This window comes from Devosia sp., from assembly GCF_028290435.1.
In the GTDB taxonomy this organism is placed as follows: Bacteria; Pseudomonadota; Alphaproteobacteria; order Rhizobiales; family Devosiaceae; genus Devosia.
The window spans coordinates 1-22,217 of the sequence record NZ_JAQGJV010000037.1 but is presented as its reverse complement, the minus strand read 5'-3'; the positions used below and the strand labels follow the sequence as shown (position 1 = coordinate 22,217).

Annotated in this window: 23 protein-coding genes and 2 pseudogenes; 11 read left to right on the top strand and 14 right to left on the bottom strand. The window is 62.0% G+C overall.

Annotation, left to right across the window (positions count from 1 at the left end; all coding sequences use genetic code 11):
• Positions 1–130: 130 nt before the first annotated feature.
• The 5 genes from JWP26_RS09850 to JWP26_RS09830 all read left to right on the top strand — a co-directional run bounded on the left by JWP26_RS09850 (position 131) and on the right by JWP26_RS09830 (position 5,123).
• Positions 131–952, top strand: a complete 822-nt coding sequence (locus JWP26_RS09850; protein ID WP_299726538.1) for an ABC transporter ATP-binding protein — start codon at positions 131–133, stop codon at positions 950–952.
• Positions 949–1,821: an ABC transporter permease gene (locus tag JWP26_RS09845; protein ID WP_299726535.1), complete on the top strand. Its 873-nt coding sequence runs from the start codon at positions 949–951 to the stop codon at positions 1,819–1,821. Before JWP26_RS09850 ends, JWP26_RS09845 begins: the two co-directional genes overlap by 4 nt.
• Positions 1,818–2,909 (top strand): ABC transporter permease, encoded by a 1,092-nt coding sequence (locus tag JWP26_RS09840; protein ID WP_299726532.1) that lies wholly within the window; start codon positions 1,818–1,820, stop codon positions 2,907–2,909. The genes JWP26_RS09845 and JWP26_RS09840 overlap by 4 nt, the downstream gene beginning before the upstream one ends.
• 28 nt (positions 2,910–2,937) lie before the next feature.
• Positions 2,938–3,912 (top strand): ABC transporter substrate-binding protein, encoded by a 975-nt coding sequence (locus JWP26_RS09835; protein ID WP_299726529.1) that lies wholly within the window; start codon positions 2,938–2,940, stop codon positions 3,910–3,912.
• Between the two features lie 320 nt (positions 3,913–4,232).
• Positions 4,233–5,123, top strand: coding sequence for a hypothetical protein (locus tag JWP26_RS09830; protein WP_299726526.1), 891 nt, complete (start codon positions 4,233–4,235; stop codon positions 5,121–5,123).
• Between the two features lie 143 nt (positions 5,124–5,266).
• Here JWP26_RS09830 and truB read toward each other — a convergent pair whose 3' ends face one another.
• The 4 genes from truB to JWP26_RS09810 all read right to left on the bottom strand — a co-directional run bounded on the left by truB (position 5,267) and on the right by JWP26_RS09810 (position 8,456).
• Positions 5,267–6,178 carry a tRNA pseudouridine(55) synthase TruB gene (truB, locus tag JWP26_RS09825; RefSeq protein ID WP_299726523.1) on the bottom strand — a complete coding sequence of 304 codons (912 nt, stop codon included), beginning with the start codon at positions 6,176–6,178 and terminating at the stop codon, positions 5,267–5,269.
• Positions 6,175–6,585, bottom strand: a complete 411-nt coding sequence (rbfA, locus tag JWP26_RS09820) for a 30S ribosome-binding factor RbfA (RefSeq protein WP_299726520.1) — start codon at positions 6,583–6,585, stop codon at positions 6,175–6,177. The genes truB and rbfA overlap by 4 nt, the downstream gene beginning before the upstream one ends.
• 31 nt (positions 6,586–6,616) lie before the next feature.
• Complete coding sequence (locus JWP26_RS09815) at positions 6,617–7,276, bottom strand: hypothetical protein (RefSeq protein ID WP_299726517.1); 660 nt, start codon at positions 7,274–7,276, stop codon at positions 6,617–6,619.
• 154 nt (positions 7,277–7,430) lie between these two features.
• Complete coding sequence (locus JWP26_RS09810) at positions 7,431–8,456, bottom strand: D-glycerate dehydrogenase (protein ID WP_299726514.1); 1,026 nt, start codon at positions 8,454–8,456, stop codon at positions 7,431–7,433.
• A gap of 188 nt (positions 8,457–8,644) precedes the next feature.
• Here JWP26_RS09810 and JWP26_RS09805 point away from each other — a divergent pair, with 188 nt between their 5' ends.
• Positions 8,645–9,133, top strand: a complete 489-nt coding sequence (locus JWP26_RS09805) for an SH3 domain-containing protein (RefSeq protein ID WP_299726511.1) — start codon at positions 8,645–8,647, stop codon at positions 9,131–9,133.
• A 42-nt stretch (positions 9,134–9,175) separates the two neighbouring features.
• Here the strand turns inward: JWP26_RS09805 and JWP26_RS09800 are convergent, their stop codons facing one another.
• The gene (locus tag JWP26_RS09800; protein ID WP_299726508.1) at positions 9,176–9,835 is read right to left on the bottom strand and encodes an aquaporin; all 660 of its coding nucleotides are present in this window, start codon (positions 9,833–9,835) and stop codon (positions 9,176–9,178) included.
• A gap of 248 nt (positions 9,836–10,083) precedes the next feature.
• Here JWP26_RS09800 and JWP26_RS09795 point away from each other — a divergent pair, with 248 nt between their 5' ends.
• Entirely contained in the window at positions 10,084–10,512 is a 429-nt protein-coding gene (locus JWP26_RS09795) for a TadE/TadG family type IV pilus assembly protein (protein WP_299726506.1), read from the top strand.
• Complete coding sequence (locus tag JWP26_RS09790; RefSeq protein WP_299726460.1) at positions 10,509–12,179, top strand: TadG family pilus assembly protein; 1,671 nt, start codon at positions 10,509–10,511, stop codon at positions 12,177–12,179. Before JWP26_RS09795 ends, JWP26_RS09790 begins: the two co-directional genes overlap by 4 nt.
• On the opposite strand, the gene JWP26_RS09785 is transcribed toward JWP26_RS09790, so the two are convergent.
• The 8 genes and pseudogenes from JWP26_RS09785 to JWP26_RS09750 form a co-directional block, all read right to left on the bottom strand.
• Complete coding sequence (locus JWP26_RS09785; protein WP_299726457.1) at positions 12,176–12,823, bottom strand: hypothetical protein; 648 nt, start codon at positions 12,821–12,823, stop codon at positions 12,176–12,178. The two genes, JWP26_RS09790 and JWP26_RS09785, sit on opposite strands and share 4 nt — an antisense overlap.
• Before the next feature lie 48 nt (positions 12,824–12,871).
• Positions 12,872–13,009: pseudogene (locus tag JWP26_RS09780) on the bottom strand (YegP family protein); the annotation flags it as partial.
• A gap of 57 nt (positions 13,010–13,066) precedes the next feature.
• Positions 13,067–13,240: pseudogene (locus JWP26_RS09775) on the bottom strand (YegP family protein); the annotation flags it as partial.
• Between the two features lie 34 nt (positions 13,241–13,274).
• On the bottom strand, positions 13,275–13,565 hold the full coding sequence (locus tag JWP26_RS09770; protein ID WP_299726454.1) for a SelT/SelW/SelH family protein: 291 nt from the start codon (positions 13,563–13,565) through the stop codon (positions 13,275–13,277).
• The gene (locus JWP26_RS09765; protein WP_299726451.1) at positions 13,562–14,023 is read right to left on the bottom strand and encodes a Crp/Fnr family transcriptional regulator; all 462 of its coding nucleotides are present in this window, start codon (positions 14,021–14,023) and stop codon (positions 13,562–13,564) included. Before JWP26_RS09765 ends, JWP26_RS09770 begins: the two co-directional genes overlap by 4 nt.
• A gap of 24 nt (positions 14,024–14,047) precedes the next feature.
• Complete coding sequence (locus JWP26_RS09760) at positions 14,048–14,512, bottom strand: glutathione peroxidase (RefSeq protein ID WP_299726448.1); 465 nt, start codon at positions 14,510–14,512, stop codon at positions 14,048–14,050.
• Positions 14,513–14,871: 359 nt separating this feature from the next.
• Positions 14,872–15,369, bottom strand: a complete 498-nt coding sequence (locus JWP26_RS09755; RefSeq protein WP_299726445.1) for a hypothetical protein — start codon at positions 15,367–15,369, stop codon at positions 14,872–14,874.
• A 77-nt stretch (positions 15,370–15,446) separates the two neighbouring features.
• On the bottom strand, positions 15,447–15,851 hold the full coding sequence (locus JWP26_RS09750) for a glyoxalase/bleomycin resistance/extradiol dioxygenase family protein (protein WP_299726442.1): 405 nt from the start codon (positions 15,849–15,851) through the stop codon (positions 15,447–15,449).
• 682 nt (positions 15,852–16,533) lie between these two features.
• Between JWP26_RS09750 and JWP26_RS09745 the strand changes: the two genes are divergently transcribed.
• The 3 genes from JWP26_RS09745 (at position 16,534) to JWP26_RS09735 (ending at position 20,028) form a co-directional block, all read left to right on the top strand.
• The gene (locus JWP26_RS09745; protein ID WP_299726439.1) at positions 16,534–17,823 is read left to right on the top strand and encodes a 7-cyano-7-deazaguanine synthase; all 1,290 of its coding nucleotides are present in this window, start codon (positions 16,534–16,536) and stop codon (positions 17,821–17,823) included.
• Positions 17,793–18,962 (top strand): XRE family transcriptional regulator, encoded by a 1,170-nt coding sequence (locus JWP26_RS09740; protein ID WP_299726436.1) that lies wholly within the window; start codon positions 17,793–17,795, stop codon positions 18,960–18,962. The genes JWP26_RS09745 and JWP26_RS09740 overlap by 31 nt, the downstream gene beginning before the upstream one ends.
• Positions 18,963–19,602: 640 nt before the next feature.
• Positions 19,603–20,028, top strand: coding sequence for an OsmC family peroxiredoxin (locus JWP26_RS09735; RefSeq protein ID WP_299726434.1), 426 nt, complete (start codon positions 19,603–19,605; stop codon positions 20,026–20,028).
• A gap of 270 nt (positions 20,029–20,298) precedes the next feature.
• On the opposite strand, the gene lepA is transcribed toward JWP26_RS09735, so the two are convergent.
• A complete protein-coding gene (gene lepA, locus JWP26_RS09730) occupies positions 20,299–22,107 on the bottom strand; it encodes a translation elongation factor 4 (protein WP_299726432.1) in 1,809 nt (602 codons plus the stop codon).
• Positions 22,108–22,217: the final 110 nt, after the last annotated feature.

The following is a 22,217-nucleotide window of genomic DNA, read 5'->3' as shown; positions in this document are numbered from 1 at the left end:
GCATGCGCCGGGAGGAGCAGGGTAAGTCGGATGCAATTCCGGCATCCTGAAACGGCACGGGCCTTGCATTGATAACAAGTTGACCGGGGAGCGCGTCCGGTTTGAAAATGGGGGGCACAAGCCTTTGTCCGTGACGTCGCCAAATAATCGACCCGAGCCTGGCTCACCTGCAGTCGTCGTTGCAGCGGAGCATCTCGGTCTGACCTTCGGCACCAATGACGGTCCGGTCCACGCCCTCAGCGACGTCAATTTGACCATCAACAAAGGCGAGTTCGTCTCCTTCATCGGGCCGTCCGGCTGTGGCAAGACCACCTTCCTGCGCACCATAGCCGATCTGGAACAGCCCACCTCGGGCAGGCTGCTTATCAATGGCATGACCCCGCAGCAGGCCCGCGAAACCCGCGCCTATGGCTATGTGTTTCAGGCCCCGGCGCTTTACCCCTGGCGCACCATTGAAAAAAACGTCGCCCTGCCGCTCGAAATCATGGGCTATTCCGCCATCGAGCAGGCGCAGCGCATCAAGCGCACCATGGAGCTGGTGAACCTGGCCGGCTTCGAGAAGAAATTCCCCTGGCAGCTGTCGGGCGGCATGCAGCAGCGCGCCTCCATCGCTCGCGCGCTGGCCTTCGATGCCGATCTGCTGCTGATGGACGAGCCCTTCGGCGCGCTCGATGAAATCGTGCGCGATCATCTCAATTCCGAACTGCTCAAGCTGTGGGCGGCGACGCAAAAGACCATCTGCTTCGTTACCCACTCCATTCCCGAGGCGGTGTACCTGTCGACCAAGATCGTGGTCATGTCCCCACGCCCCGGCCGGGTCACCGACATCATCGAGTCCACCCTGCCGCTGGAGCGCCCGCTCGATATCCGCGAAACGCCGGAGTTTCTGGCGATTGCGGCCCGCGTGCGCGATGGCCTGCGCGCCGGGCATTCCTATGAGGACGTGGTATGAGCGGCCGCGTGCTGCCCATCCTTATAGTCCTGCTTGCCATCATGCTGTTCTGGTATGCGGCTGCCATCTGGATGAACGCGCCCTGGCAGAGCATGCTTTATGCCCGCGCCGGCCTCCTCGATGTTCCGGTGCAGCAATTCGTCCTCGATAGTTGGGCGCAGGACAAGCCGGTGCTGCCCGCGCCTCATCAGGTGTTTGGCGAAATCTGGAACGCGGCGATCGCCATCGCGCCGACCTCGCGCCGCTCGCTGGCCTATCATGCCTGGATCACCCTGTCGGGCACGCTGTTCGGCTTCGTGCTCGGCACTGCGCTGGGCATCGCTCTCGCCGTCGCCATCGTGCACAACGATGCCGCCAACCGCTCGCTGATGCCATGGATCATCGCCAGCCAGACCGTGCCGATCCTTGCCGTCGCGCCCATGGTCGTCGTCGGCTTTGGCGCCGTCGGCGTCACCGGACTGCTGCCCAAGGCCCTGATCTCGATGTATCTCAGCTTTTTCCCGGTCGTTGTCGGTATGGTCAAGGGCTTGCGCACCCCCGAAACCATCCAGCTCGATCTGCTCCAAACCTATAACGCCACGCCGTGGCAGGTCTTTGCCAAGCTGCGTTGGCCCGCCGCCATGCCGTTCCTGTTTGCGTCCATGAAGGTGGGCATTGCCATTTCGCTGATTGGCGCGGTGGTGGGCGAGCTGTCCAACAATGCCGGCGGCGGGCTGGGCGTGCGCCTGCTCACCGGCTCCTATAATGGTCAGACCGTGCAAATCTGGGCGGCGCTGTTTATCGCCGCCGCCCTAGCCGCAGTGCTGGTCATCGCCGTTGGTGTCCTTGAGCGGCTGGTCAATGCCCGCATGGGAGCGCGTCCCATATGAGCCAGCTGCAGTATTATCTGGCCTTGGTTGCCGGCGGTCTCTGCGCTGCGGGCCTCGCGCTGAGTTTTGCCACGCCGCTGGAAACCGCGTTGTTGCTCAAGGCGTTCCTGGCTCTGGGCTTCCTCAGCCTGCTGCGCTTCGCCCTGCCGCTCAGCCTGTGGGCCGATGGTGCCATCGCCGCACTCGGTGCTGTCGCGGTGCTGGCCGGCCTTGCGGCGCTGGATCCGGCGCCGGCGTTCTTCTGGATGGCGCTGATCGCCACCTGGTTGTTTGCCTGGCTGTTCGTCGAGCGCCTGGCGGCCGCCATTCGGGCGGGGCGGGCAACGGGTTTCGGCATGGTGATCCCGCTGGTTTTCGGGGTGTCGATCCTGCTGTTCTGGGAAGTGGTGACGCGCGGCGCCCATGTGCCCCAGGTCATCCTGCCGCCACCCTCGCAAGTCTGGACGCGGCTTATCGCTTCGCTCCCCACGCTATGGGCCGATTTCCAGCAGACCTTCCTCAAGGCGGTGCTGGCCGGCTATATCATGGGCTGCGCCGCAGGTTTCGCCGTCGCGATCCTGGTCGACCGTTCGCCCTTTCTCAAGGCTGGCCTGCTGCCCATTGGTAATTTCGTCTCGGCCCTGCCCATTATCGGCATCGCTCCGATCATGGTCATGTGGTTCGGTTTCGATTGGCAGTCCAAGGCCGCCGTCGTCGTGGCGATGACGTTCTTTCCCATGCTGGTCAATACAGTCAGCGGGCTCAACGCGGCCTCATCCATCGAGCGTGACCTGATGCGGACCTATGCGGCGAACTATTGGCAGACGCTGTTCAAGTTGCGGCTGCCGGCAGCGGCGCCGTTCATCTTCAACGCACTCAAGATCAATTCGACTCTGGCCCTGATTGGGGCCATCGTCGCAGAGTTTTTCGGGACGCCCATTGTGGGAATGGGCTTCCGGATTTCGACCGAGGTCGGCCGTTTGAATATCGACCTGGTCTGGGCAGAGATCGCCATGGCGGCGGTCGCAGGGTCTGCCTTCTATGGCGTGATCGCTCTGGTGGAGCGATCGGTCACGTTCTGGCATCCGTCCGTGCGCGGGCGGGCGTAACAGGGAAAAAGGGAAAAAGGGAACAACAATGAAAAAACTTCTAGTCGTGTTGGCCGCCGGCGCCATGGCGCTCTCGGCCTCGTCTGCCTGGGCGCAGGACGCGCTCAAGCTGCAGCTGAAATGGGTCACCCAGGCGCAGTTCGCCGGCTACATCGTGGCCAAGGAAAAAGGCTTCTATACCGACGAAAATCTCGACATTACCATTCTGCCAGGCGGCCCCAACGTGGCCCCCGAACAGGTGATCGCCGGCGGTGGCGCCGATATCATCGTCGACTGGATGGGTGGTGCCCTGGCGGCGCGCGAAAAAGGCGTGCCGCTGGTCAATATCGCCCAGCCCTTCAAGCGCTCGGGCCTGATGATGATCTGCCCCAAGGAAACCGGCATCAAGACGGAAGCCGACTTCAAGGGTCATACGCTCGGCGTGTGGTTCTTTGGCAATGAATATCCGTTCTTCGCCTGGATGAACAAGCTCGGGCTCAGCACCGCCGAAGGCGGCGACGTCAAGGTGCTGCAGCAGTCGTTCGACATTCAACCGATGATCCAGAAGCAGGCCGACTGCATCTCGGTCATGACTTATAACGAATATGGCCAGGCACTCGATGCCGGCTATGGCCCGGACAACCTGACCATCTTCAACTATACCGAACTGGGCAATGACCTGCTCGAAGACGGCCTCTATGTCATGGAAGACACTCTGGCCGATAAGGCCAAGGCCGATGCCTATACGCGCTTCGTGCGCGCCTCGATGAAAGGCTGGCAGTACGCCCTCGATAACCCCGCTGAAGCCGCCCAGATCGTGGTCGATAGCGACGAAACCGGTGCCGCCACGCTCGCTCACCAGCTCTACATGGTGGGTGAGGTCAGTAAGCTGGTCGATGCGGCCGACCCTGCCCTGGATCAGGCAGTGTATGACCGCACCGTCAAGGCCTTGCTCGACCAGAAAATCATCACCGCGCAGCCCAAGGGCGCCTTCACTACTGCCATTACCGACGCGCTTAAATAAGCCTGACTAGTCAGGGCGGAAGGCGGGGAGCAATCCCCGCCTTTTTTATTGGCCGCGCTCCGCCTCCGGTGGCTGCGCCTCGCACGGATCAGCCGCTCATCCCAAAGCTGCCGCATTTTTGCGCAGGCGGGCAACCAATTCCCTTCACAGCGGTTTGTCTCGCACTCTCTGCGTTACCAACAACAAGAAGGGCTCAGTCATGAATTCGATCATTTATCTCGTCGGTCTCGTCGTGGTCGTGATGGCCGTTTTGTCGTTCGTCGGTCTGCACTGAACGTAACGACTAAACCCCAACCACAATCATCTTTGGAGGCACTATCATGGCAATCGATGCCCCGACGGGCGTAACCGTCGTTAGCGGCGCGGCTTCAACTGTGGACGATAAGTCCTATGTTGACTGGCCCGCGATCTTTGCAGGAATTCTGCTGGCTTCGGCCATTTCGGTGGTCTTTATTTCCTTTGGCTCGGCCATCGGGCTGAACTTCCTAGACTTCGACGGCGAAGGCGCTTCCCCCATCTGGATCGCCATTGCCGCCGCGTCCTGGTTCCTTTGGGTACAGATTTCCAGCTTCATGGCTGGCGGTTATCTCACCGGTCGCCTGCGTCGTCGCCATTTCGATGCCACCGAGCATGAAAGTGACGTTCGCGATGGCGCTCATGGCCTGCTGGTTTGGGCCGGTGCTGCCGTACTCGGCACCATTATCGCCATCGGCGGTATCGGCGCTGCCGTCAGCACGGCCGGCAATGTGGTCGCGACCGCGACCAATGCGGCGTCCAACGCTGCCGACGTCAGTGTCGATCCGAACGCCTATTTCATCGATACGCTGTTCCGCTCGAGCCAGCCGGCAGCAAATGGCGATACCAGCGCCGTCCGTGATGAGGCCGGCCGCATCTTCGCCCAGGCGGCCCTCGGCGATGGCACCATTGCCGCCGATGACAAGACGTATTTGGCCAATGTCGTTGCCGCCAATACGGGCCTGACCCCGGAAGAAGCCAGCGCCCGCGTCGATCAGGTCGCCGCTGCTGTCAATGATGCACGCCTCAAGGCGATCGAAACTGCCCGTATTGCTCGCAATACCGGCATTATCGGTGCCTTCCTGATCGCCGCCTCGCTGCTGATCTCGGCTATCGGCGCTTACTGGGCGGCCCAGAAGGGCGGCAATCATCGCGATGACGAAACTGTCTTCGCCGACGTGTTCCGCCGCTTTTAACGCCCACCAACAAAGGAGAACATCATGCTACGCGGTTTAGGTCTCTGGTTGCTCGGCGTGCCGATCTGGCTGGTACTGATCATTGTTTTCTTCATCCATCGATGAAGCCAGGGCGGGGAGCAATCCCCGCCTTTTTCGTTCGATCAGTTGAAAACGCGACGCGGCTGGAACTGGCCGAACTGCACGAACCCAGTCGCCAACACCACTCCGGCAAAGCTCGCCCAGCAATCGTCCATACTGACCGGCGTCCCGGCCCCCGTCAGCAATACCGCATTACCATGCCGCACTGCCGCGGCCTGGCTTGGGTCCAGCCGCAATTCCGGCACCCCATGCAGCGCCTCGGCCACCGGCCGGATAAAGCCATCGCGGTCGTCTGCCAGCGCCGCTTCCAGCTCATCGATGGTCACCGCATCGGCGTCGCTGAACGGCCCCACGGCAGCGCGATGCAGCATCGAAACATGTCCTCTGGTGCCAAGCTGCTCGGCGATATCGCGCGCCAAGGAGCGCACATAGGTGCCCTTGCCACAGCTCACTTCCAGCACCGACTGCTCGCTGCCGTGGCTGACCAATGCGATAGAATCCACCCGGATTTCGCGTTTGGCCAGTTCCACGACTTCGCCGGCCCGCGCCAGGTCATAGGCGCGTTCGCCATTGATCTTGAGTGCCGAATAGATCGGCGGAAGCTGCATGATCGTGCCGGTAAACTGCGGCAGGATAGACTCCAACGCCGCCTGCTCGGGCCGCACATCGGAGGTCGCGATCACCGCGCCTTCGGCGTCGTCGGTCGCCGTGGCGCTGCCCCACTTTATGGCGAAGCGGTAAATCTTGGTGCCGTCCTGCACATAGGGCACGGCCTTGGTGGCTTCGCCCAGCGCGATCGGCAGAATTCCGGTGGCCAGCGGATCGAGCGTGCCGGCATGGCCGGCCTTCGCCGCGCCAAACAGCCAGCGCACCTTGCCCACTGCCTGGGTCGAGGTCATGTCATAGGGCTTGTTGAGCACAACCCAGCCAGAAATGGCGCGTTTGACGCGTTTGACGCGTTTGGGCGCGCTCACGCCTCTTTCTCGTCCTCGTCGCCAGCGGCGAGGTCCCGCTTCACTTTGTCGGAGCGCAGCAGCGCATCGATACGGCTGGCTTCTGCAAAAGTGTCGTCGACGAAAAAGCGCAGCTCGGGCGCGAACTTTAGCTTGATCTGTGGCGCCACGCGGCCAGCGATAAATTTGCGGTGCCGGTTCAGCGCTTCCACGATGGCCTCGGCACGCTGCCCGCCCAGCGGCATCACATAGGCGTTCGCCAGCTTGAGGTCGGGGCTCATGCGCACTTCGGGCACGGTGATGATCGCGCCGCGCAGTGCGTCATCCGCAACATCGCCGCGCGCGAAGATCGCCGCCAGTGCGTGACGCACCAGTTCGCCGACGCGCAGCGAGCGCTGGTTGGGGCCCAATTTTTGGTCTTTGCTCATTGGCCCGATCTAAGCGCTCGGCGGCTTCACGTCAATCCGTGGGCGTCAGCGCCGCCTGGTCCTGCAACTGGGTGGCGCGGGCCTGCACCACGTCGGTGGCGACCGGCCAGGTCGATGGGGTCTTGGGATCAAAGCTCTTGCCGCGCCACTCCTGGAACACGATGGCAACGCCGGTCGTGCTTTTCTTGAAGCTCATCACCGCCACTTCGCCCAGGCCCCGATAGCCTGTCAGGTCGTCGCGATAGCCGCCACAGATAAAGCCGAGCGGGGCCAGCACTTCGCCCTGGTCTGGCTGCAACTGGAAAAAGCCGGTGCTTTCGGGTTTGCAGGTCGCCGCATAGCCCGCCATCACCGCCGCGCGGAACTGGGCCAGTGGCCGTGTGGCCCCCAGCGTGATCCGTGCGCCATAAAGGGTGTTCCACAGCGCCTCGGTTTCGCCCTTGGGCCGCAATTCCACAACAGCCTGGCGATCGTCGCCCACATAGCGGATTTCGATTTGCGATTCGATCGGGCCGGAAGGCTCTTTCAGCCAGTCTGGCATCGGCATGGTCAAGTGGTGGCCAAGCCGGTCCAGCGTCAGGGCGCCGTCAGCCTCGGCCAGCGGCGGCTGGCTGGCGTCCTGCGCCCAGGCCGGCATAGCAAGGGCCACCAGCAGCAGGCCGGCAAGGGGGAGTTTTGCGTATGTCATCATCAGGCCGTTACCCTTGCCCAGAACTCACCGGCGCGGCGCGCTGCCCCCCGGCATGCCGCTATGCAGCAGAAGTAGGTGCCAAGGCATCGCCATAGCAAGGGGGCACGGATGGACAATGCCAGATGCCGTCCCCATTGGGTATTTGGCGCAACACTCACGGGCGGGCGACACGACCCGGCGCCTGCGGTCCGTCCGGCAGCACGCGATGCGGCGGCTGGTGTCCGTCCATGAAAGCGCGAATATTGACGATGACGGTCTCGCCCATCTCGATGCGCGCTTCCAGCGTTGCCGAGGCCATGTGGGCGGTCAGCACCACTTTGTTGGCCTCCGCCAGCGCCAGCAGCCGGCTATTGATGCCGCGCTTGTTCTCGAACACGTCCAGCGCCGCACCGCTTAGGTGGCCGCTTTCGATCTGGTCGACCAGCGCATTCTCGTCGATCAGCTCGGGCCGCGACACGTTGACGACGAAACTGCCTGGTTTCATCCGCGCTAGCCGCTCGGCCGACAGGATGTGGAAGGTTTCGCGCGTATGCGGCGTATGGAGGGAAACGATATCGACAGCTGCGATCATGGCGTCCAGATCATGCCAATACGTGGCTTCCAGCGGCTCCTCGACGCCCGGTGGCCGGCGGGCGCGGGAAAAATAATGGATATTGAGCCCGAATGCCTTGGCGCGCTGCGCCACCGCCGTCCCGATCCGGCCCATGCCCACAATGCCCAGGGCCTTGCCGCGTAGGCGATGCCCCAGCATCCAGGTCGGCGACCAGCCGGCCCAGACCCCGTCGCGCACCAGCAATTGCATGCCCTCGACCAGCCGGCGCGGCAGCGCCAGCATCAGCGCCATCGCCATGTCGGCGGTGTCTTCGGTCAAAACGCTGGGCGTATTGGTGACCGTCAGGCCCGCCGCCAGCGCCGCCTCCACGTCGATATTATCGACGCCATTGCCGAACTGGGCGATCATCCGCACCGATTTGGGGAGCCGGCCGATCAACTCGGCATCGACAGTGTCGGTGATCGAGCAGACCAGCACGTCCTTGCCCGCCAGCCCGTCGATGATATCGTCGGCGGTCAAGGCGACATCACCCTCGTTGACATCGGTCTCGAACAACGTCCCCATGCGCGCCTCGATCGTCGCGGGCAGGCGCCTGGTGACAAGGATTTTCGGTTTGGTCGTGATCATGCGGTCCGGGACGGGAGGAGGGGCTTGCGGCCCTTTCAGCGACCATTAAGGTTCGTGCGGTAGTGATAGGGCAAATCCAACCCATCTGCAAAGTCATGTTTGAATCCCCCCGAGGCGCCTATTTTGCACGCTTTTTCCGACAGGCCCTGCGTCCGCTGGTCCTGCTATGCGCAATTATAGCGCTGACTTTGCCCGGCCCGGCCTGGGCCCAAACCAATACGCCCAGCGGCCTGAAGCTGCCGCGTTTCGTCACCACCCGCTCCAGCCCGATCAATGTGCGCGTCGGCCCCGGTGTGAAATACGAGGTCGCCTGGGAATATCTCAAGGACGGCGTGCCGGTGGAAATCGTCCAGGAATTCGATACCTGGCGCAAGATTCGCGACGTCGACGGCTCCGAGGGTTGGGTACACCAGAACCTGCTGCAGGGCGGCCGTGCCGGCTATGTCACCCCGCTGATGGCCAATGGCGAGATCATCCTGCATTCAGGCGCCTCCGATGGCAGCAGCACGCGTGCCACGCTCGGCGCGGGCCTCCGCGTCACCATCAAGTCCTGCGACGGCGATTGGTGCGAAGTCACCGCCAGCCAGCAGGTCGCTGGCGAACGTTCCGCCAGCTATTCGGGCTTCCTGCATCAGGAAGAACTCTGGGGCGTCTACCCCGAGGAAAAGTTCGATTAGGCAAATGAATGGCCGCCGAATTGCTCCGGCGGCCGTTTGCGCCTAAACCTTGAGAATCTTGAAGCGGTAAATGGCGCCGCCCAAGGCACCACCCACTAGCGGCGCGACGATGAACAGCCAGAGCTGGGCCAGCGGCGTGCCGCCGACCAGCACGGCGGGGCCGAAGCTGCGCGCCGGGTTCACCGATACGCCCGTCACCTTGAGACCGACGAGGTGGATCGCCACCAGTGTCAGCCCGATGGCAAGGCCCGCGAAATGCGGCGCGGCGCGTTCGCCGGTCGAGCCCAGGATCACCACGGTGAAGATCAGGGTGAACACGATCTCGAAAATCAGCGCCGACAGCAGCGGATAGCCGCCGCCATAGCCTTCGCCCCAGCCATTGGTGCCCAGGCCCCCGGCCGTGCTGCCCACAATGGCCCACAGGATCAAGGCGCCGACCAGCGCGCCGGCAAACTGGGCAATCCAATGCTGCAGCATGCTGGGCAGCGTCATCTTGCCGGCGACGAACAGCGCCAAGCTGACGGCTGGATTGACGTGGCAGCCCGAAATCGGTCCGATGGCATAGGCCATGGCGACGATCGCCAGACCGAACGCCAGCGCGACGCCGACCGTGCCGATGGCCTCCCCGCCCAGGGCGACGGAGCCGCACCCGATCAGCACCAGCACGGCCGTGCCGAAGAATTCCGCGATAAGCTTGTTCATGAATTCAGTCCCCCAAAAGGGACGCCCTGCCGTATTGGCACGGCATACGCTGCGTCCCCTCACAGATTTGTCATGCAATCGTTAACCCCGCGTTAACCATGATGCGGGCCGCGCCCTCCGGTTTACTGCCTAGGGCGCCTGCGCAGTCCTCCCATCAGCCCTGAGGATTGTCCCGCTACGGCTCAAACATCTGCGGATAAGTCCGCTTGCCTAGTGTGATTGAACACTTGTTGCGGCGGGAGGCGATTATGAATGCGCTGCTGTCTGGCTGGGTGCGTGACACACGAGCCACCGCAGCCATCGAATTTGCCATTCTGATGCCGGTGTTCCTGCTGATGCTCACCGGCATGATGGCCTATGGCATTTATTTCGGCGCCGCCAACTCGATCCAGCAATTGACCGCCGATGCCGCCCGCATCGCCATTTCGGGTCTCGATCAAACCGAGCGCAACAAGCTGGTTGGCGCCTTCCTCACCAACAATGCCGGCGAATATCTGCTGATCGACCAGGCCAAGGTCAGCTTCACCATCGGCGACAAGCCCGGCGATCCCACGCAATACCGGGTCACGGTGCGCTATGACGCCTCGGACCTGCCGATCTGGAACCTCTATCTACCCCTGCCGCTGCCCAGCCCGCTCATCACCTATACCTCCGTCATCCGCCGGGGCGGCATATGAGCCTGTGGCGCCGCTTCAGGGGGGACACGCACGGCAATTTTGCCGTGATGTTCGCTGGCACCATCGGGCTGGTGGCGGTGGTGTCCGCCTTGGCGGTTGATAGCGCGTCGCTCTACAATGAACGCCGTGGCCTGCAGCGTAACGTCGACATGGCGGCCATTGCGGCGGCCGCCGATCCCGCTAATCGCCTCAACATTGCCCATGATGTGCTGGTGGATGCCGGGGTGCTGACCGCAGCCCAGACGGTGGCTGCGCTCGAGGCCCTGCCGGGGCCAAATCCGCTTCAGGCCGTGCAGGGACATTACGCCGCCGATCCCGCCATCGCGCCGGAGCTTCGCTTCGTCGCCGGCGGCAGTCCGGTTAATGCCGTACGCGTGCAGTTCGAGCAGGCCGGCACCCTCTATTTCGCCCGCTCGTGGAGCCCGGTGCCGACGGTCGGCGCCACGGCCATCGCCACCGTCACCCCGCAGGTGGCGTTTTCCGTCGGCTCGCGGCTTGCCAGCCTCAATGGCGGCATCGCCAATGCGCTGCTCAACAAGCTGCTAGGCACCAATATCGCGCTGACTTTGGTCGACTACAACGGCCTCGCCAATGCAAAGATCGATGCGCTTTCCTTCCTCGACGCCCTGGCGCTGCAACTGGGCATCACCGTGGGTACCTACAACGATATCCTTGGCGTCAGCGCCGATCACGGCCAGATCAGCAAGGCGATCGCCAGCCTCCTCACTGGCGCGCAAAAGACCGCCGCCCTCAAAATTGCCAATGCGGCAGGCGGCAATGGCAAGGTGCTGATCGGCAAACTCTTCGCCCTTGGCGCCCTTGGCGAAGCCAGCCTGGGCAGCGCCGGCAGCAATCTCTTCACCGATATTTCGGCGCTCGAACTGCTCACGGTCAGCGCCGGCCTCAGCGATGGCACCCACCAGGTTGCCCTGGGACTCAGCGCCAGCGTGCCGGGTCTCACCGGGATCGATGTCTCTCTCGCAATCGGCGAGCCCCCGCAGGGCGGCAGCTGGTACGCCGTTGGCCCCGAGCACACCGTGGTCCGCACCTCCCAGATCCGCCTGCGCATCATCGCCAGTTTCAATCTGCAACTCCTTCTGCTGCCGCTGCTGGATGTGCGGCTGCCACTCTATCTCGATATTGCCAATGCCGAGGCGACGGTCGCTTCGGCCACCTGCCCAACGGGAACCAACAGTTCGGGCTCGGCCGTCATCGCCACTCGCCCAGGCGTCGCCCACCTGATCCTGGGCGAGGTCAATGCCGGCACCTTCGGGGACTTCAATACCGCGCCGGCCATTGGCACGGCGACGCTGCTTAACGCCCTGGGCATCAAGGTCACCGGCCAGGCCCATGCCGAGATTGCCCAAACCACGCCGGTCAATCTCAGCTTCTCGCCCGCCGAAATCGCCGCCGGCACGGTCAAGACCGCTAAGACCACCAGCTTCACCGGCTCGCTGGTGGGCTCCCTGCTGGGCGACCTGCAATTGACCGCGGCCGGAATTCCGCTGGGCATTATCGGGCCCTTGCTCGAGGCGCTCCTGGCGCCGCTGACGCCGACGCTGGACCTCGTCATCTCGACCTTGCTCGAAACCCTCGGTCTGTCGCTCGGCGAGGCCGATGTGCAGGTTTATGGCGTCCTCTGCACCCATGCGGTGCTGGTCGGCTAAGGCCCTTCCTCCGCGACCGCGCACCAATCCAGCTCATTTGGCTCATAGGCCGGATGGTTGCCGTCGATATCGCCCAACTCGGACACATATTCGGCCTCCGCATCTTCGGCGCTCAGCCGCAGGTCGACCGGGTTGCAGCCGCGGGCCAATTGATGCTCGGCGCTGTCGATCGGGCCGATCTTGTTGCCGTCCGCATCGGCCAGCCAGCCGCGGATCACCAGCGTATGACCTTGCGCATCGACATAGAGCCGCCCCTCGCGGGTGATCTGCGGCCCCATCTCGCCACCCGCCATCATATCGGGCGAGCCCATGCTGACCGCGATCATGGCGAGGCTCCCATCGCCGCGATAGCACCAGGTGGTGAACTCACCCGCAATGCCATCGATATAGCGGCTGACCTTCAGAACCGAGGCCGTCTGGTGGAAACGGCCATCGTAGAATTCGAAACTGTCGCCGTAGCTATTGCCGAAATCGCGATGCCAGCCGATCCAGCTGCCATCCCGATGGCGCGTGATCTGGTCTTCGCAAGCCTTCCAATCTGCCTCGAACACCTTGAGGTTCGGGGCGGGCACCCCCTTGGCCGCTGCGGGCAGTGCCAACAACGCCAACGCCCCCAATGTCAGTGCGATGTGTTTGATCGTCATCATCGTCCCAACAATGGGGTCAGGCAGACGGCACGGGGATAAGTTTTGCTACGCTTCGTCGACGGTGTCGGCCTTGGGTCCACGCTCCTTGAGCGAGGTGATGCAATTGCGGGCGCTGGATTTGGACTTGTAGGTTTCCGAACGCACCATCGGCTCGCCATTGGCGGCGACGAAGCGCACAAAGGTCTGGCCATCCTTTGAGGCGACGATTTCGAAGCGGTAGCCCTTGCCTTCTTCGCCCTTGGTCAGGTCGAACACGGCCGCGCCGGGCGCGTTTTTCTTTAGCGAGTCGATACAGTTCTGGGCACTGGCCTTGGACTTGTAGTTTTCCGACCAGACCATCGTTTCGGCATTGTAGCCGAACTTGGCGATGAACTCGCCATTCTTGGCGGCTGAAATCTTGAACTTGTGTGGCATGACGCGTGCCTCCCTGCTCGCTGATTCCCAGAGCCTAACCCGCTTTGACGTGTCCGTCGATATGCCCCAAATCCCGATCGGGATCGATGCGGTCCCGCACCATCTGCTTGAGCACTTTCACATCCGGAAAACCGCCATCGCGCTTGCGCTCCCAGATCAATTCACCATCGAGGCTGATCTCGAAGATACCACCGGTGCCCGGCACGAGGATAACTGAGCCCATTTCGAGGCTGAAGGTGGAGAGCACTTCCTGCGCCATCCAGGCCGAGCGCAGCAGCCAGTTGCACTGGGTGCAATAGGTGATGCTGAGCGCCGGCTTGCTCATTTCTTGCGCGACTTGGCCATTTCGGCGGGATTGACGAGGCTAGCGAGGATTTCATCGACCAGGTCGAGATCCTGCCGCTTGCCCTGCGCCTGTTGCTGCAGGTCCACCAGATAGGACGTCGTATAATACAGCCGCCGCGCCAGCATGGTGGCAATGTGGATGGAAAATTCCGGGCGCTTGTCGAGGAAAGTCAGCGCATCGGGGATTTCGTACATCGTGGTGGCCGACAGCGCCTTGACGGTGGCGCTGTGGGGCATATCCAGCAACACGCTCATCTCGCCGAAAATCGAGCCCGGCTCGTCGATGTGGGTCACCTGGGTCTTTTCGCGGATAACCTCGACCTGCCCCTCCTTGAGGATGTAGATCTTGCCCAGCCGCTCGCCTTCGGTGAGAACCACGCTGCCGGCCTTGAAGCTGGCGACCTTGAGACCTGCGCAATATTCCAGAATGTCGGCCATGCTGCGTCCCCCGCTTATAGTGCTCTATAGCAGCTTGACGATCGGCGCTTCAAGCTCGGCAGGCACCACGGCGGGGGCAAAGCGCGCCACCACCGCCCCGTCGCGACCGATGAGGAATTTGGCGAAATTCCACTCGATGTCCTCGGGCTGGACGGCCTTGAGCCAGGCATAGAGCGGCGCGGTATTCGGGCCGTTGACGTCGATCTTGCCGAACAGCGGGAAGGTGACGCCGTAATTGATCTCGCAGAACGCGGCGATTTCGGCTTCCGAGCCGGGTTCCTGGCCGGCAAACTGGTTGCAGGGGAAGCCGAGGATGACCAGACCCTGGTCCTTGTGCGCCTGCCACAGAGCTTCGAGGCCCGCATATTGCGGGGTGAGGCCGCATTTGCTGGCGACGTTGACCACGAGGACGACCTTGCCCTGGTAGGCGGAGAAAGCCTGTGGCGCGCCATCGAGCAGGGGGAGGGTGAAATCGTAAAAGGCTGACATGAAAGCATCCCGGGGAAAATTCCTGAGGATGCTAATCGATGGCGCTAACGAATGCACGTGCGCAAGTGCCGGACGGCGCGGGCCTCCGGTTGCGGGCAGACTAGACAGGTCCCGAGGCGCTTTGCGTCCCTAGGGTTTTAGTAGATGAGACGCAAGGCGCCTCGGGAGGTCGGGATTTCTGGCCGCTCGAACGTGGTGGCAACCCCCACCGGAGGCACCACGAACGTCGCGCTGGCCCAGAGGGTGGACGACTCCATCCTCCTCCCGGCAGTCTGTCTCGCAACGTTCGTGGCGTCCCCATCCGGGCGAGCAGATGGGCGCAAGCCTAACCCCGCGCCCAAGGGCGGGGATAAGGCGAATTACCGGCGTGGCTCCACGGCAGCTTTGGCGCCGTCCCTGGCCGCCTGCTCGAAGCGCTCGGCAAACGCCAGCACCTGCCGGCGCTGGATGGCGACGATCTCGACCAGATCAGGATGGGACGGCGCATTGGCCTTTGGCCGCAACCGCGCGATCGGCAGGGCCACCGGCCCATTGACCAACCACACAAAGGCGCCAAGCCCGGGGTCCCAAACCGAATGGCGCGCCTCATAGGCATCGAGCGCCGCCAGGGCCTGGCCGAGCTGGGCGGCAAGCCCCACCAGATCCGGCGCCGACGCCGGAATGGCGTTGGGCCCGCCGACAAAGCGGCGCGCCTCGAACAACAGGTCCTCGGCGAGGCCGCGGGTCACGTCGCCGACCGGGGCATCGGCGCGCTTGTTGGCACCCGCCTCGGTCTGGCGCAACAGGGTGGCGAGGCGCACATACAGTGCCTCGTGCCGGGCGGCGGCTTCTGGGGTGATGGGTTTGATGGTGGCCAAGACAAAACTCCGCACAGGGATTGGCGGAGCAGTTTATGGCGAGCCGGGCCTACGGGGATTAGTTGGCTGTGGTTGGCCTATGCCGGGAGGCCAAATTTTTGCCGCGCCTGGGCGCTGACCGGGGTGAACAGATTGACCAGATTGCCATCGGGATCGCGCAACAGCGCCGACCGGTTGCCCCAGGGCATGGTGGTGGGGCTCTGTTCGAAGACGAAATTCTGCGCCGCCAGCCGCACGAAATCGGCATCGACGTCAGCGGTGATGAATTCCACGATCACCGACGCATTGGCGGCGGGGCGGGCAATGTTTTCGCCAAACAGCGCCAAAGTGCGCGTGCTGGCAATGGCCAGCGTGCCGGACGGCGTCGCCAGCTCGGCGAAATCCTCGGTGAACCAGGTGGGGGTGATGCCGGTGACGGCGGCGTAGAAGGCGGCGAGGGCTTTTGGGTCGGCGGTGATGATGCGGAGGGAGGTGAGGTTCATGGGGGCTCCAAGGGTGTGATGGAGCCGAGGGTAAGGGGTGGGTGTGACGGGGGGTGTCAGGAGGGGATTAGTTTGTGGCGTCAACTCTTCAATTGACATTGTCAGGCCAAAAGAGCATTTTCAATCAGACAATGTTTGGAGCGTACAAAGTGCGTGACGACATCCACAAGGCAGCACCCATCAGCGCTCGCCTCCGAAACCTACTAAAGCATTCTTTGCGTCCGGCCGATCAGCAGAGGCCGGAGCTCCTGAGGCGTATTGCAGTTGATGCACTAGGCAAGGAACTGCGCGCTCAACTGACCCCTAGTCTTGTCAAAGTGTTGCAACCTGAGCGCGGCCTCTTTCCACGGGCCGACCTTCTGGGACCAATGACTCGGCTTCAGTCGGACGTGGTCTCGCATCTGGACGCAAATCCAGGAGCATCCCTCACTCAAGCAATGGCGGAGGCGGCGGAGGGCTTGGTCGTTAGCATTCGCAATGAGTCAGAAGCCGCCATGATCGCTGCCGGCGGAAGTCGCCGAGACGTCCTGCCAGGCGCTGAAGCCTTCGAACGGGCGCTGCGGGCGGCAATACCTGACGCAATCAACAGTTGCGTCACGCTGACTGCGCCCTCTTTCCCGGACGTGAAGGTCACGCTCGCTGAATTACTCCCACTTGGCCGCAAGGCACGCGTGAGGACCCAATGAACGACGAAGTGACCATCGTGGGCAGGTCCGGCTTCCTAACGGGCGAGCGAGTAATTAGCGCTCGGCTAGGGGAACATATCCGCGCCAATCCAGAGCCAATAGCTCAACATTCACTGACCGCACTGGCATCAATTAGTGAGGACGTCGCTGTTGTTGCGGAGACCGTTGCTCTGGCCGATCGTATTTTGACTCGAAGACGGTCGGAATGTTGGATGCGGCATTTGCATCTGACGATTCCGGTCTGGGAGGTTGCTGCGTTCACCTCGGCGGCAACGGCATCGCTAGAAGACACCTTGGCGTTCCTGACTGGGGACAATTGGACTTTCGAGTTTAGCCAAAGAGGAAGTCGACCGATGCGGCAGGACTATCTGCCGCTCACGGACACCAAGCCGCGCTACATAGTGCCCTACAGTGGGGGGCTAGACTCGTTCGCACAGGCTCGGTTGCTAGAAGGTATCCACGGCTTCGACTCGCTCCTGAGGGTGAACGCTGGTACGCTACAAAGCGGGGTCGCAGGTGCGCCATTGCTGTCAATACCGCGGAGATTTCACGCTGGTCATCCGCGCGAGCTGACCTATCGGACTAGGCCGTTTGTTTATTTTTCGATTGCGGCGATCGCAGCAGCAACGCTTGAGGTTGAAGCGATCGTCGTCGGTGAGAATGGCCAAGGGGCATTAGGCCCCTCTTTCGCTAGATTTGGAAATGAATGGCCCTTCCGAAGCACGCATCCGGGTTTCATTCATCGCCTTCAGGGCTTCCTAACGCAGTTGTTTCAGAAAAATGTTCGCTTTGATCAGCCCCAACTTTGGCGCACCAAGGGTGAAGTGCTTGGAGAGCTTAAAGATCGAAACCTGCTTGATGGATGGGAGGGCACGACGTCGTGCTCAGCTCGCCCTTTGCAGCGGCATGGCAACCATGGATGCGGCATTTGCGGCGGGTGTATTCTTAGGCAAACTGCTGTACACGCCGCGGGGTTAGTGCCCGCAAACCGAACCTCGTTCAACTTGTCATCCGAAAGCCTCACGCTTCGTTCCAGCACGGGTCATGAGACCTCGATGACCGCGAACGAAAGGGATATTATCAGCCATTCCTGTCTATCCATGGACCGCTTCGCGACGCTGCCACTACGCTGCAGTGTACTGGCAAGAGAGGTCACTGACTTGCCAGTAGCCGGTGCCGCCGGATTGGTTTCGAGGCTTAGCGGCAAGCACTCCCAAGAATGGAATTCCATGATCGCCTCGCTTCCGAGGGATGCATGGATCAGCAGACAGTTTTTAAGCGAATGACCCAGAGCATTGATACCGAGACGCTCGGCGAGCGACTTCGAATTGCAAGATCGCAGGCGAACTTGACCCAAGAGGCGAGCGCCTCGGCGCTCGGAGTATCGCGGACGACGCTAATTGCCATCGAGAGCGGGCAACGGCGTGCCAGAAACGACGAACTTTTGGTTTTGGCGAATTTGTATGCGACTACCGTCGGCCATTTGGTCTCCGTTGATAGCATTCATGTTGACCTAGCCGCAAAATTTAGACGTATCGAGAACAGGGCACGGTCCAGCGGCTCTGGCGAGGCCATAGCTTTGTTGAATGCCCTCGTTTCTGGCGCTGTCGAGCTCGAACGCGCGCTAGGTGCGGAATTGAAGTATGACTACCCTCCTCCCGTACGAGTCTCATCCAGCAACTATGCGGCCCAAGCCGAGGATTCAGCTATTTCTTTTAGGTATAGGTTTGGTTTTGGACCCGGCCGAATAGACGATTTGTACTCCGCACTTGAGCTGGATGTTGGCATACGGGTTTTCTCTAGAGATCTTAAGGACTCTGAGATTTCGGGGCTTTACGCATTCGACAGTGATATTGGCGCCTGTATCTTGGTCAACTCGAAGCACCATTGGCGACGCAGGATGCAAACGCTTGCGCATGAGGCGGGGCATTTCGTGTCAGACCGCTCGGACGCCAGTATAACGGAGGAGGACACGTCACAACTTCCGGTCGGTGAGAAATTCGCGCGTCGCTTTGGGGCAGCCCTTCTTATGCCGGCTCCCACTGTTCGCTCCCGCTTCGATCATTTGACGTTCGAGCGCGGCGGAATAGACGTGCAGGGGCTAATTCTCTTGGCGCACTATTTTGGCGTTGCGTCTGAGGCCATGTGTCGCCGCCTGGAAGAACTCGACCTGCTCGCGGATGGAACTTGGCAGTCGATGCGGGACAGAGGTTTTAGCTCCAACCATGAAAAGGAGGTGCTCGGCGATGCGCCATCTTATGCTGCGGCACCGCTGATCTCGCCTCGGTTGGGCTACCTTGCTGCCCGGGCCCTGCGACAGGAGCTACTTTCGGAAGGGCAGTTGTGCGAGATGCTGTTGGTGGATCGGGTCTACCTTCGGCACACTATGCGGGCGTTTCAAGTTGAAATGGCGCCCAAGCTTTGACCTCGGCAATAGTCCTCGATACTAGCGTCTGGATAAATTTGCTTGCCACGGAGCGCATGGCGGATGTGGTGTCAGCACTCCGAAGGGAGTGCCTCATCCCACCGCAAGTCCTGAACGAAATACGTCGTGATCCAGTATCGGGCCGCAGCTACGACGCGGCCAGCCATCCGATGCTCAGCATCAGTGCTTCGCTGGTCCAAATGACTCCGATTGAGATAGAGCTCTTCCTAGATTTGGTCAGCGGCACTACTAGCGCTCGTTTGGGTGAAGGCGAGTCAGCCTGTATCGCTGTGGCCGTTGAGCGCCACGCTATCCTCGCCATTGATGAGCGAAAGGGTAGGCGCGTTGCCTCGGAACGATTCCCCGAATTGACCTTCACGAGTTCAGCGGAGTTGCTTCAGTCGGCCAGCGTGATTGGGATTTTGGGTGCCGATGCAAAGGCTTGCTTTGACAAAGCACTTCAGCTGGGTGGCATGCACATAGTCTAACTTAGGGGACTGGCACCAATCCGCAGTCTCGTCCATCATCGGGGCGCAAGGGCGTGCGGGGCTGGAACGAAGTGGGCGGCTCGGCCTTTGCATTCATGTCGGGGTGCGGCACGCGCAACGACACCTATTTGTCCAACCAAGGGATTTGTACGATGAAGCGCAGCGCGACGGCGAAATGGACTGGCTCACTGACCGAGGGCAATGGCACACTGGACAGCCAAAGCGGTGCTCTTAAAGCCCTGCCCTATACGTTCAAGGGGCGCTTTGTTGATGAAACCGGCCAATCGGGCACCAATCCCGAGGAGTTGATTGCGGCGGCGCATGCGGGGTGCTTTGCCATGCAGCTGGCTCATTTCCTCGCGGAAAACGGCACGGTTGCAACCCAATTGCAGGTGTCGGCGGTGGTGGAACTGATTCCGGGGACCGGGATTACCAGCAGCGCGCTGACCCTTGTGGGCACGGTGCCCGGCATCGATGCGGCCAAGTTTGCCGAAATCGCCGAGAAGGCCAAGGCGGCCTGTCCGGTTTCCAACGCCCTGGGGGCGATTGCCATTACGCTGGATGCAAAGTTGGGGTGATTGGCTGGCAGGGGAGTCTGAAGGAAGGCCCCCCTCACCCGGCGCTGCGCCGACCAAGCCACTCGACCATAGGTCTCGCGGCCTTCTCGCCTGGAATCGCTCCACTGGAGCGATGCTGCCCGGCGGGCCGGCTCGAAGCCCCGGAGGGGCGAGGTGAAGTAGGATCGTGCTCGCCGAGGACCTGGGGCCCTGCGAGCATTAGCTCTGCGGGCCTAGAAGCCTAAAATCGCTCCACTGGAGCGATTTTGCGTGAAGGGCGCCGGCGGCTAGTTACTCGTCACCCATCTTCAACGCCTTGATGAACGCCTCTTGGGGGATGTTCACGTTGCCGTATTGGCGCATCTTGGCTTTGCCCTTTTTCTGCTTGTCCAAGAGCTTGCGCTTGCGGGTGGCGTCGCCGCCGTAGCACTTCGCCGTCACGTCCTTGCGCATGGCGCGGACGGTTTCGCGGGCGATGATCTTGCCGCCGATGGCGGCCTGGATCGGGATCACGAACAGATGCGGCGGGATCAGCTCCTTGAGCTTTTCGCACATGATGCGGCCGCGGGTTTCGGCGACCGTGCGATGCACCAGCATGGAGAGGGCGTCGACGGGCTCGGCATTGACCAGAATGGTCAGCTTGACGAGGTCCCCGACGCGGTGATCGGCCAGGGAATAGTCGAAGCTGGCATAGCCCTTGGAAATGGACTTCAGGCGATCGTAGAAATCGAACACCACTTCATTGAGCGGCAGATCGTATTCCACCATGGCGCGATTGCCGACATAGCTGAGATTGCGCTGGATGCCGCGGCGGTCCTGGCAGAGCTTTAGAATGGAGCCGAGATATTCGTCGGGGGTGAGGATGGTCGCCTTGATCCAGGGCTCGCGGATTTCCTCGATCTGCATCACGTCCGGCAGATCGGCCGGATTGTGCAGCATCAGGGTTTCGCCATCGCGCATCGCGACTTCGTAGACCACCGAGGGGGCGGTCGCGATCAGGTCGAGATCGAACTCGCGGGAGAGGCGTTCCTGGATGATTTCGAGGTGCAACAGTCCCAGGAAGCCGCAGCGGAAGCCGAAGCCGAGGGCGGCGCTGGTTTCCATCTCGAAGGAGAAGCTGGCGTCGTTGAGGCGCAGCTTGCCCATGGCGGCGCGCAGCTCGTCGAACTCGGAGGCATCGACCGGGAACAGGCCGCAGAACACCACCGGCTGGGCTGGGCGGAAGCCCGGAAAGGCCTCGGCGGTGGGGCGCTTGTCGTCGGTGATGGTATCGCCGACATTGGTGTCCGCGACTTCCTTGATGGCGGCGGTGAAAAAACCGATTTCGCCGGGGCCAAGCTCGCCGATATCGACCAGCTTGGGGGTGAAGACGCCGACGCGGTCCAGCTCATAGGCCGCGTTCGCATTCATCATGCGGATTTTTTGGCCCTTTTTCACCGTGCCGTCGATGACGCGGATGAGGACCACGACGCCCAGATAGGTATCGTACCAGCTATCCACCAGCAGCGCCTTGAGCGGCGCGTTGATATCGCCCTTGGGGGCCGGCAGGCGGGTGACGATGGCCTCAAGCACCTTGTCGATGCCGAGGCCCGATTTGGCGGAGATTTCCACGGCATCGGAGGCATCGATGCCGATGACGTCCTCGATCTGCTGCTTGACGCGCTCGGGCTCGGCGGCGGGCAGGTCGATCTTGTTGAGGACGGTGACGATATCGTGGTTGGCGTCCATGGCGTGATAGACATTGGCCAGCGTCTGCGCCTCGACGCCTTGGGAGGCGTCGACAACCAAGAGGCTGCCTTCGACGGCGGCGAGGGAACGCGACACCTCATAGGCAAAGTCGACATGGCCGGGGGTGTCGATCAGGTTGAGGATATAATCCTCGCCATCGGCCGCGTGGTACTTGAGGCGCACGGTCTGCGCCTTGATGGTGATGCCGCGCTCCTTCTCGATGTCCATCGAGTCGAGCATCTGCTCCGACATGTCGCGGAGCGCGACAGTGCCGGTCGTCTGGATGAGGCGGTCCGCCAGCGTCGACTTGCCGTGGTCGATATGGGCCACGATGGCGAAGTTGCGGATGTTCTGGATAGGGATGGAGGCCATGTCGCGCGGGATAGCACCCGGGGGTGGCTGGCGGCAAGCAGCGCCGCCAGCTTCCTATTCGGCGGCGATCTGTTGTGCGGTCAGGAACGGCTCGATGCGGACCGGGGAAT

Excerpts from the sequence above, each read along its gene's own strand:
- JWP26_RS09770 (WP_299726454.1), bottom strand. The coding sequence starts at position 13,565 with ATGAGCAAGCCGGCGCTCAGCATCACCTATTGCACCCAGTGCAACTGG.
- rbfA (WP_299726520.1), bottom strand. The coding sequence starts at position 6,585 with ATGAGCAAAGACCAAAAATTGGGCCCCAACCAGCGCTCGCTGCGCGTC.
- JWP26_RS09740 (WP_299726436.1), top strand. The coding sequence starts at position 17,793 with ATGGATCAGCAGACAGTTTTTAAGCGAATGACCCAGAGCATTGATACC.
- JWP26_RS09845 (WP_299726535.1), top strand. The coding sequence starts at position 949 with ATGAGCGGCCGCGTGCTGCCCATCCTTATAGTCCTGCTTGCCATCATG.
- JWP26_RS09760 (WP_299726448.1), bottom strand. The coding sequence starts at position 14,512 with ATGTCAGCCTTTTACGATTTCACCCTCCCCCTGCTCGATGGCGCGCCA.
- JWP26_RS09765 (WP_299726451.1), bottom strand. The coding sequence starts at position 14,023 with ATGGCCGACATTCTGGAATATTGCGCAGGTCTCAAGGTCGCCAGCTTC.
- JWP26_RS09815 (WP_299726517.1), bottom strand. The coding sequence starts at position 7,276 with ATGATGACATACGCAAAACTCCCCCTTGCCGGCCTGCTGCTGGTGGCC.
- JWP26_RS09795 (WP_299726506.1), top strand. The coding sequence starts at position 10,084 with ATGAATGCGCTGCTGTCTGGCTGGGTGCGTGACACACGAGCCACCGCA.
- JWP26_RS09785 (WP_299726457.1), bottom strand. The coding sequence starts at position 12,823 with ATGACGATCAAACACATCGCACTGACATTGGGGGCGTTGGCGTTGTTG.
- lepA (WP_299726432.1), bottom strand. The coding sequence starts at position 22,107 with ATGGCCTCCATCCCTATCCAGAACATCCGCAACTTCGCCATCGTGGCC.
- JWP26_RS09800 (WP_299726508.1), bottom strand. The coding sequence starts at position 9,835 with ATGAACAAGCTTATCGCGGAATTCTTCGGCACGGCCGTGCTGGTGCTG.
- JWP26_RS09745 (WP_299726439.1), top strand. The coding sequence starts at position 16,534 with ATGAACGACGAAGTGACCATCGTGGGCAGGTCCGGCTTCCTAACGGGC.
- JWP26_RS09840 (WP_299726532.1), top strand. The coding sequence starts at position 1,818 with ATGAGCCAGCTGCAGTATTATCTGGCCTTGGTTGCCGGCGGTCTCTGC.
- JWP26_RS09830 (WP_299726526.1), top strand. The coding sequence starts at position 4,233 with ATGGCAATCGATGCCCCGACGGGCGTAACCGTCGTTAGCGGCGCGGCT.
- JWP26_RS09810 (WP_299726514.1), bottom strand. The coding sequence starts at position 8,456 with ATGATCACGACCAAACCGAAAATCCTTGTCACCAGGCGCCTGCCCGCG.
- JWP26_RS09750 (WP_299726442.1), bottom strand. The coding sequence starts at position 15,851 with ATGAACCTCACCTCCCTCCGCATCATCACCGCCGACCCAAAAGCCCTC.
- JWP26_RS09735 (WP_299726434.1), top strand. The coding sequence starts at position 19,603 with ATGAAGCGCAGCGCGACGGCGAAATGGACTGGCTCACTGACCGAGGGC.
- JWP26_RS09790 (WP_299726460.1), top strand. The coding sequence starts at position 10,509 with ATGAGCCTGTGGCGCCGCTTCAGGGGGGACACGCACGGCAATTTTGCC.
- JWP26_RS09835 (WP_299726529.1), top strand. The coding sequence starts at position 2,938 with ATGAAAAAACTTCTAGTCGTGTTGGCCGCCGGCGCCATGGCGCTCTCG.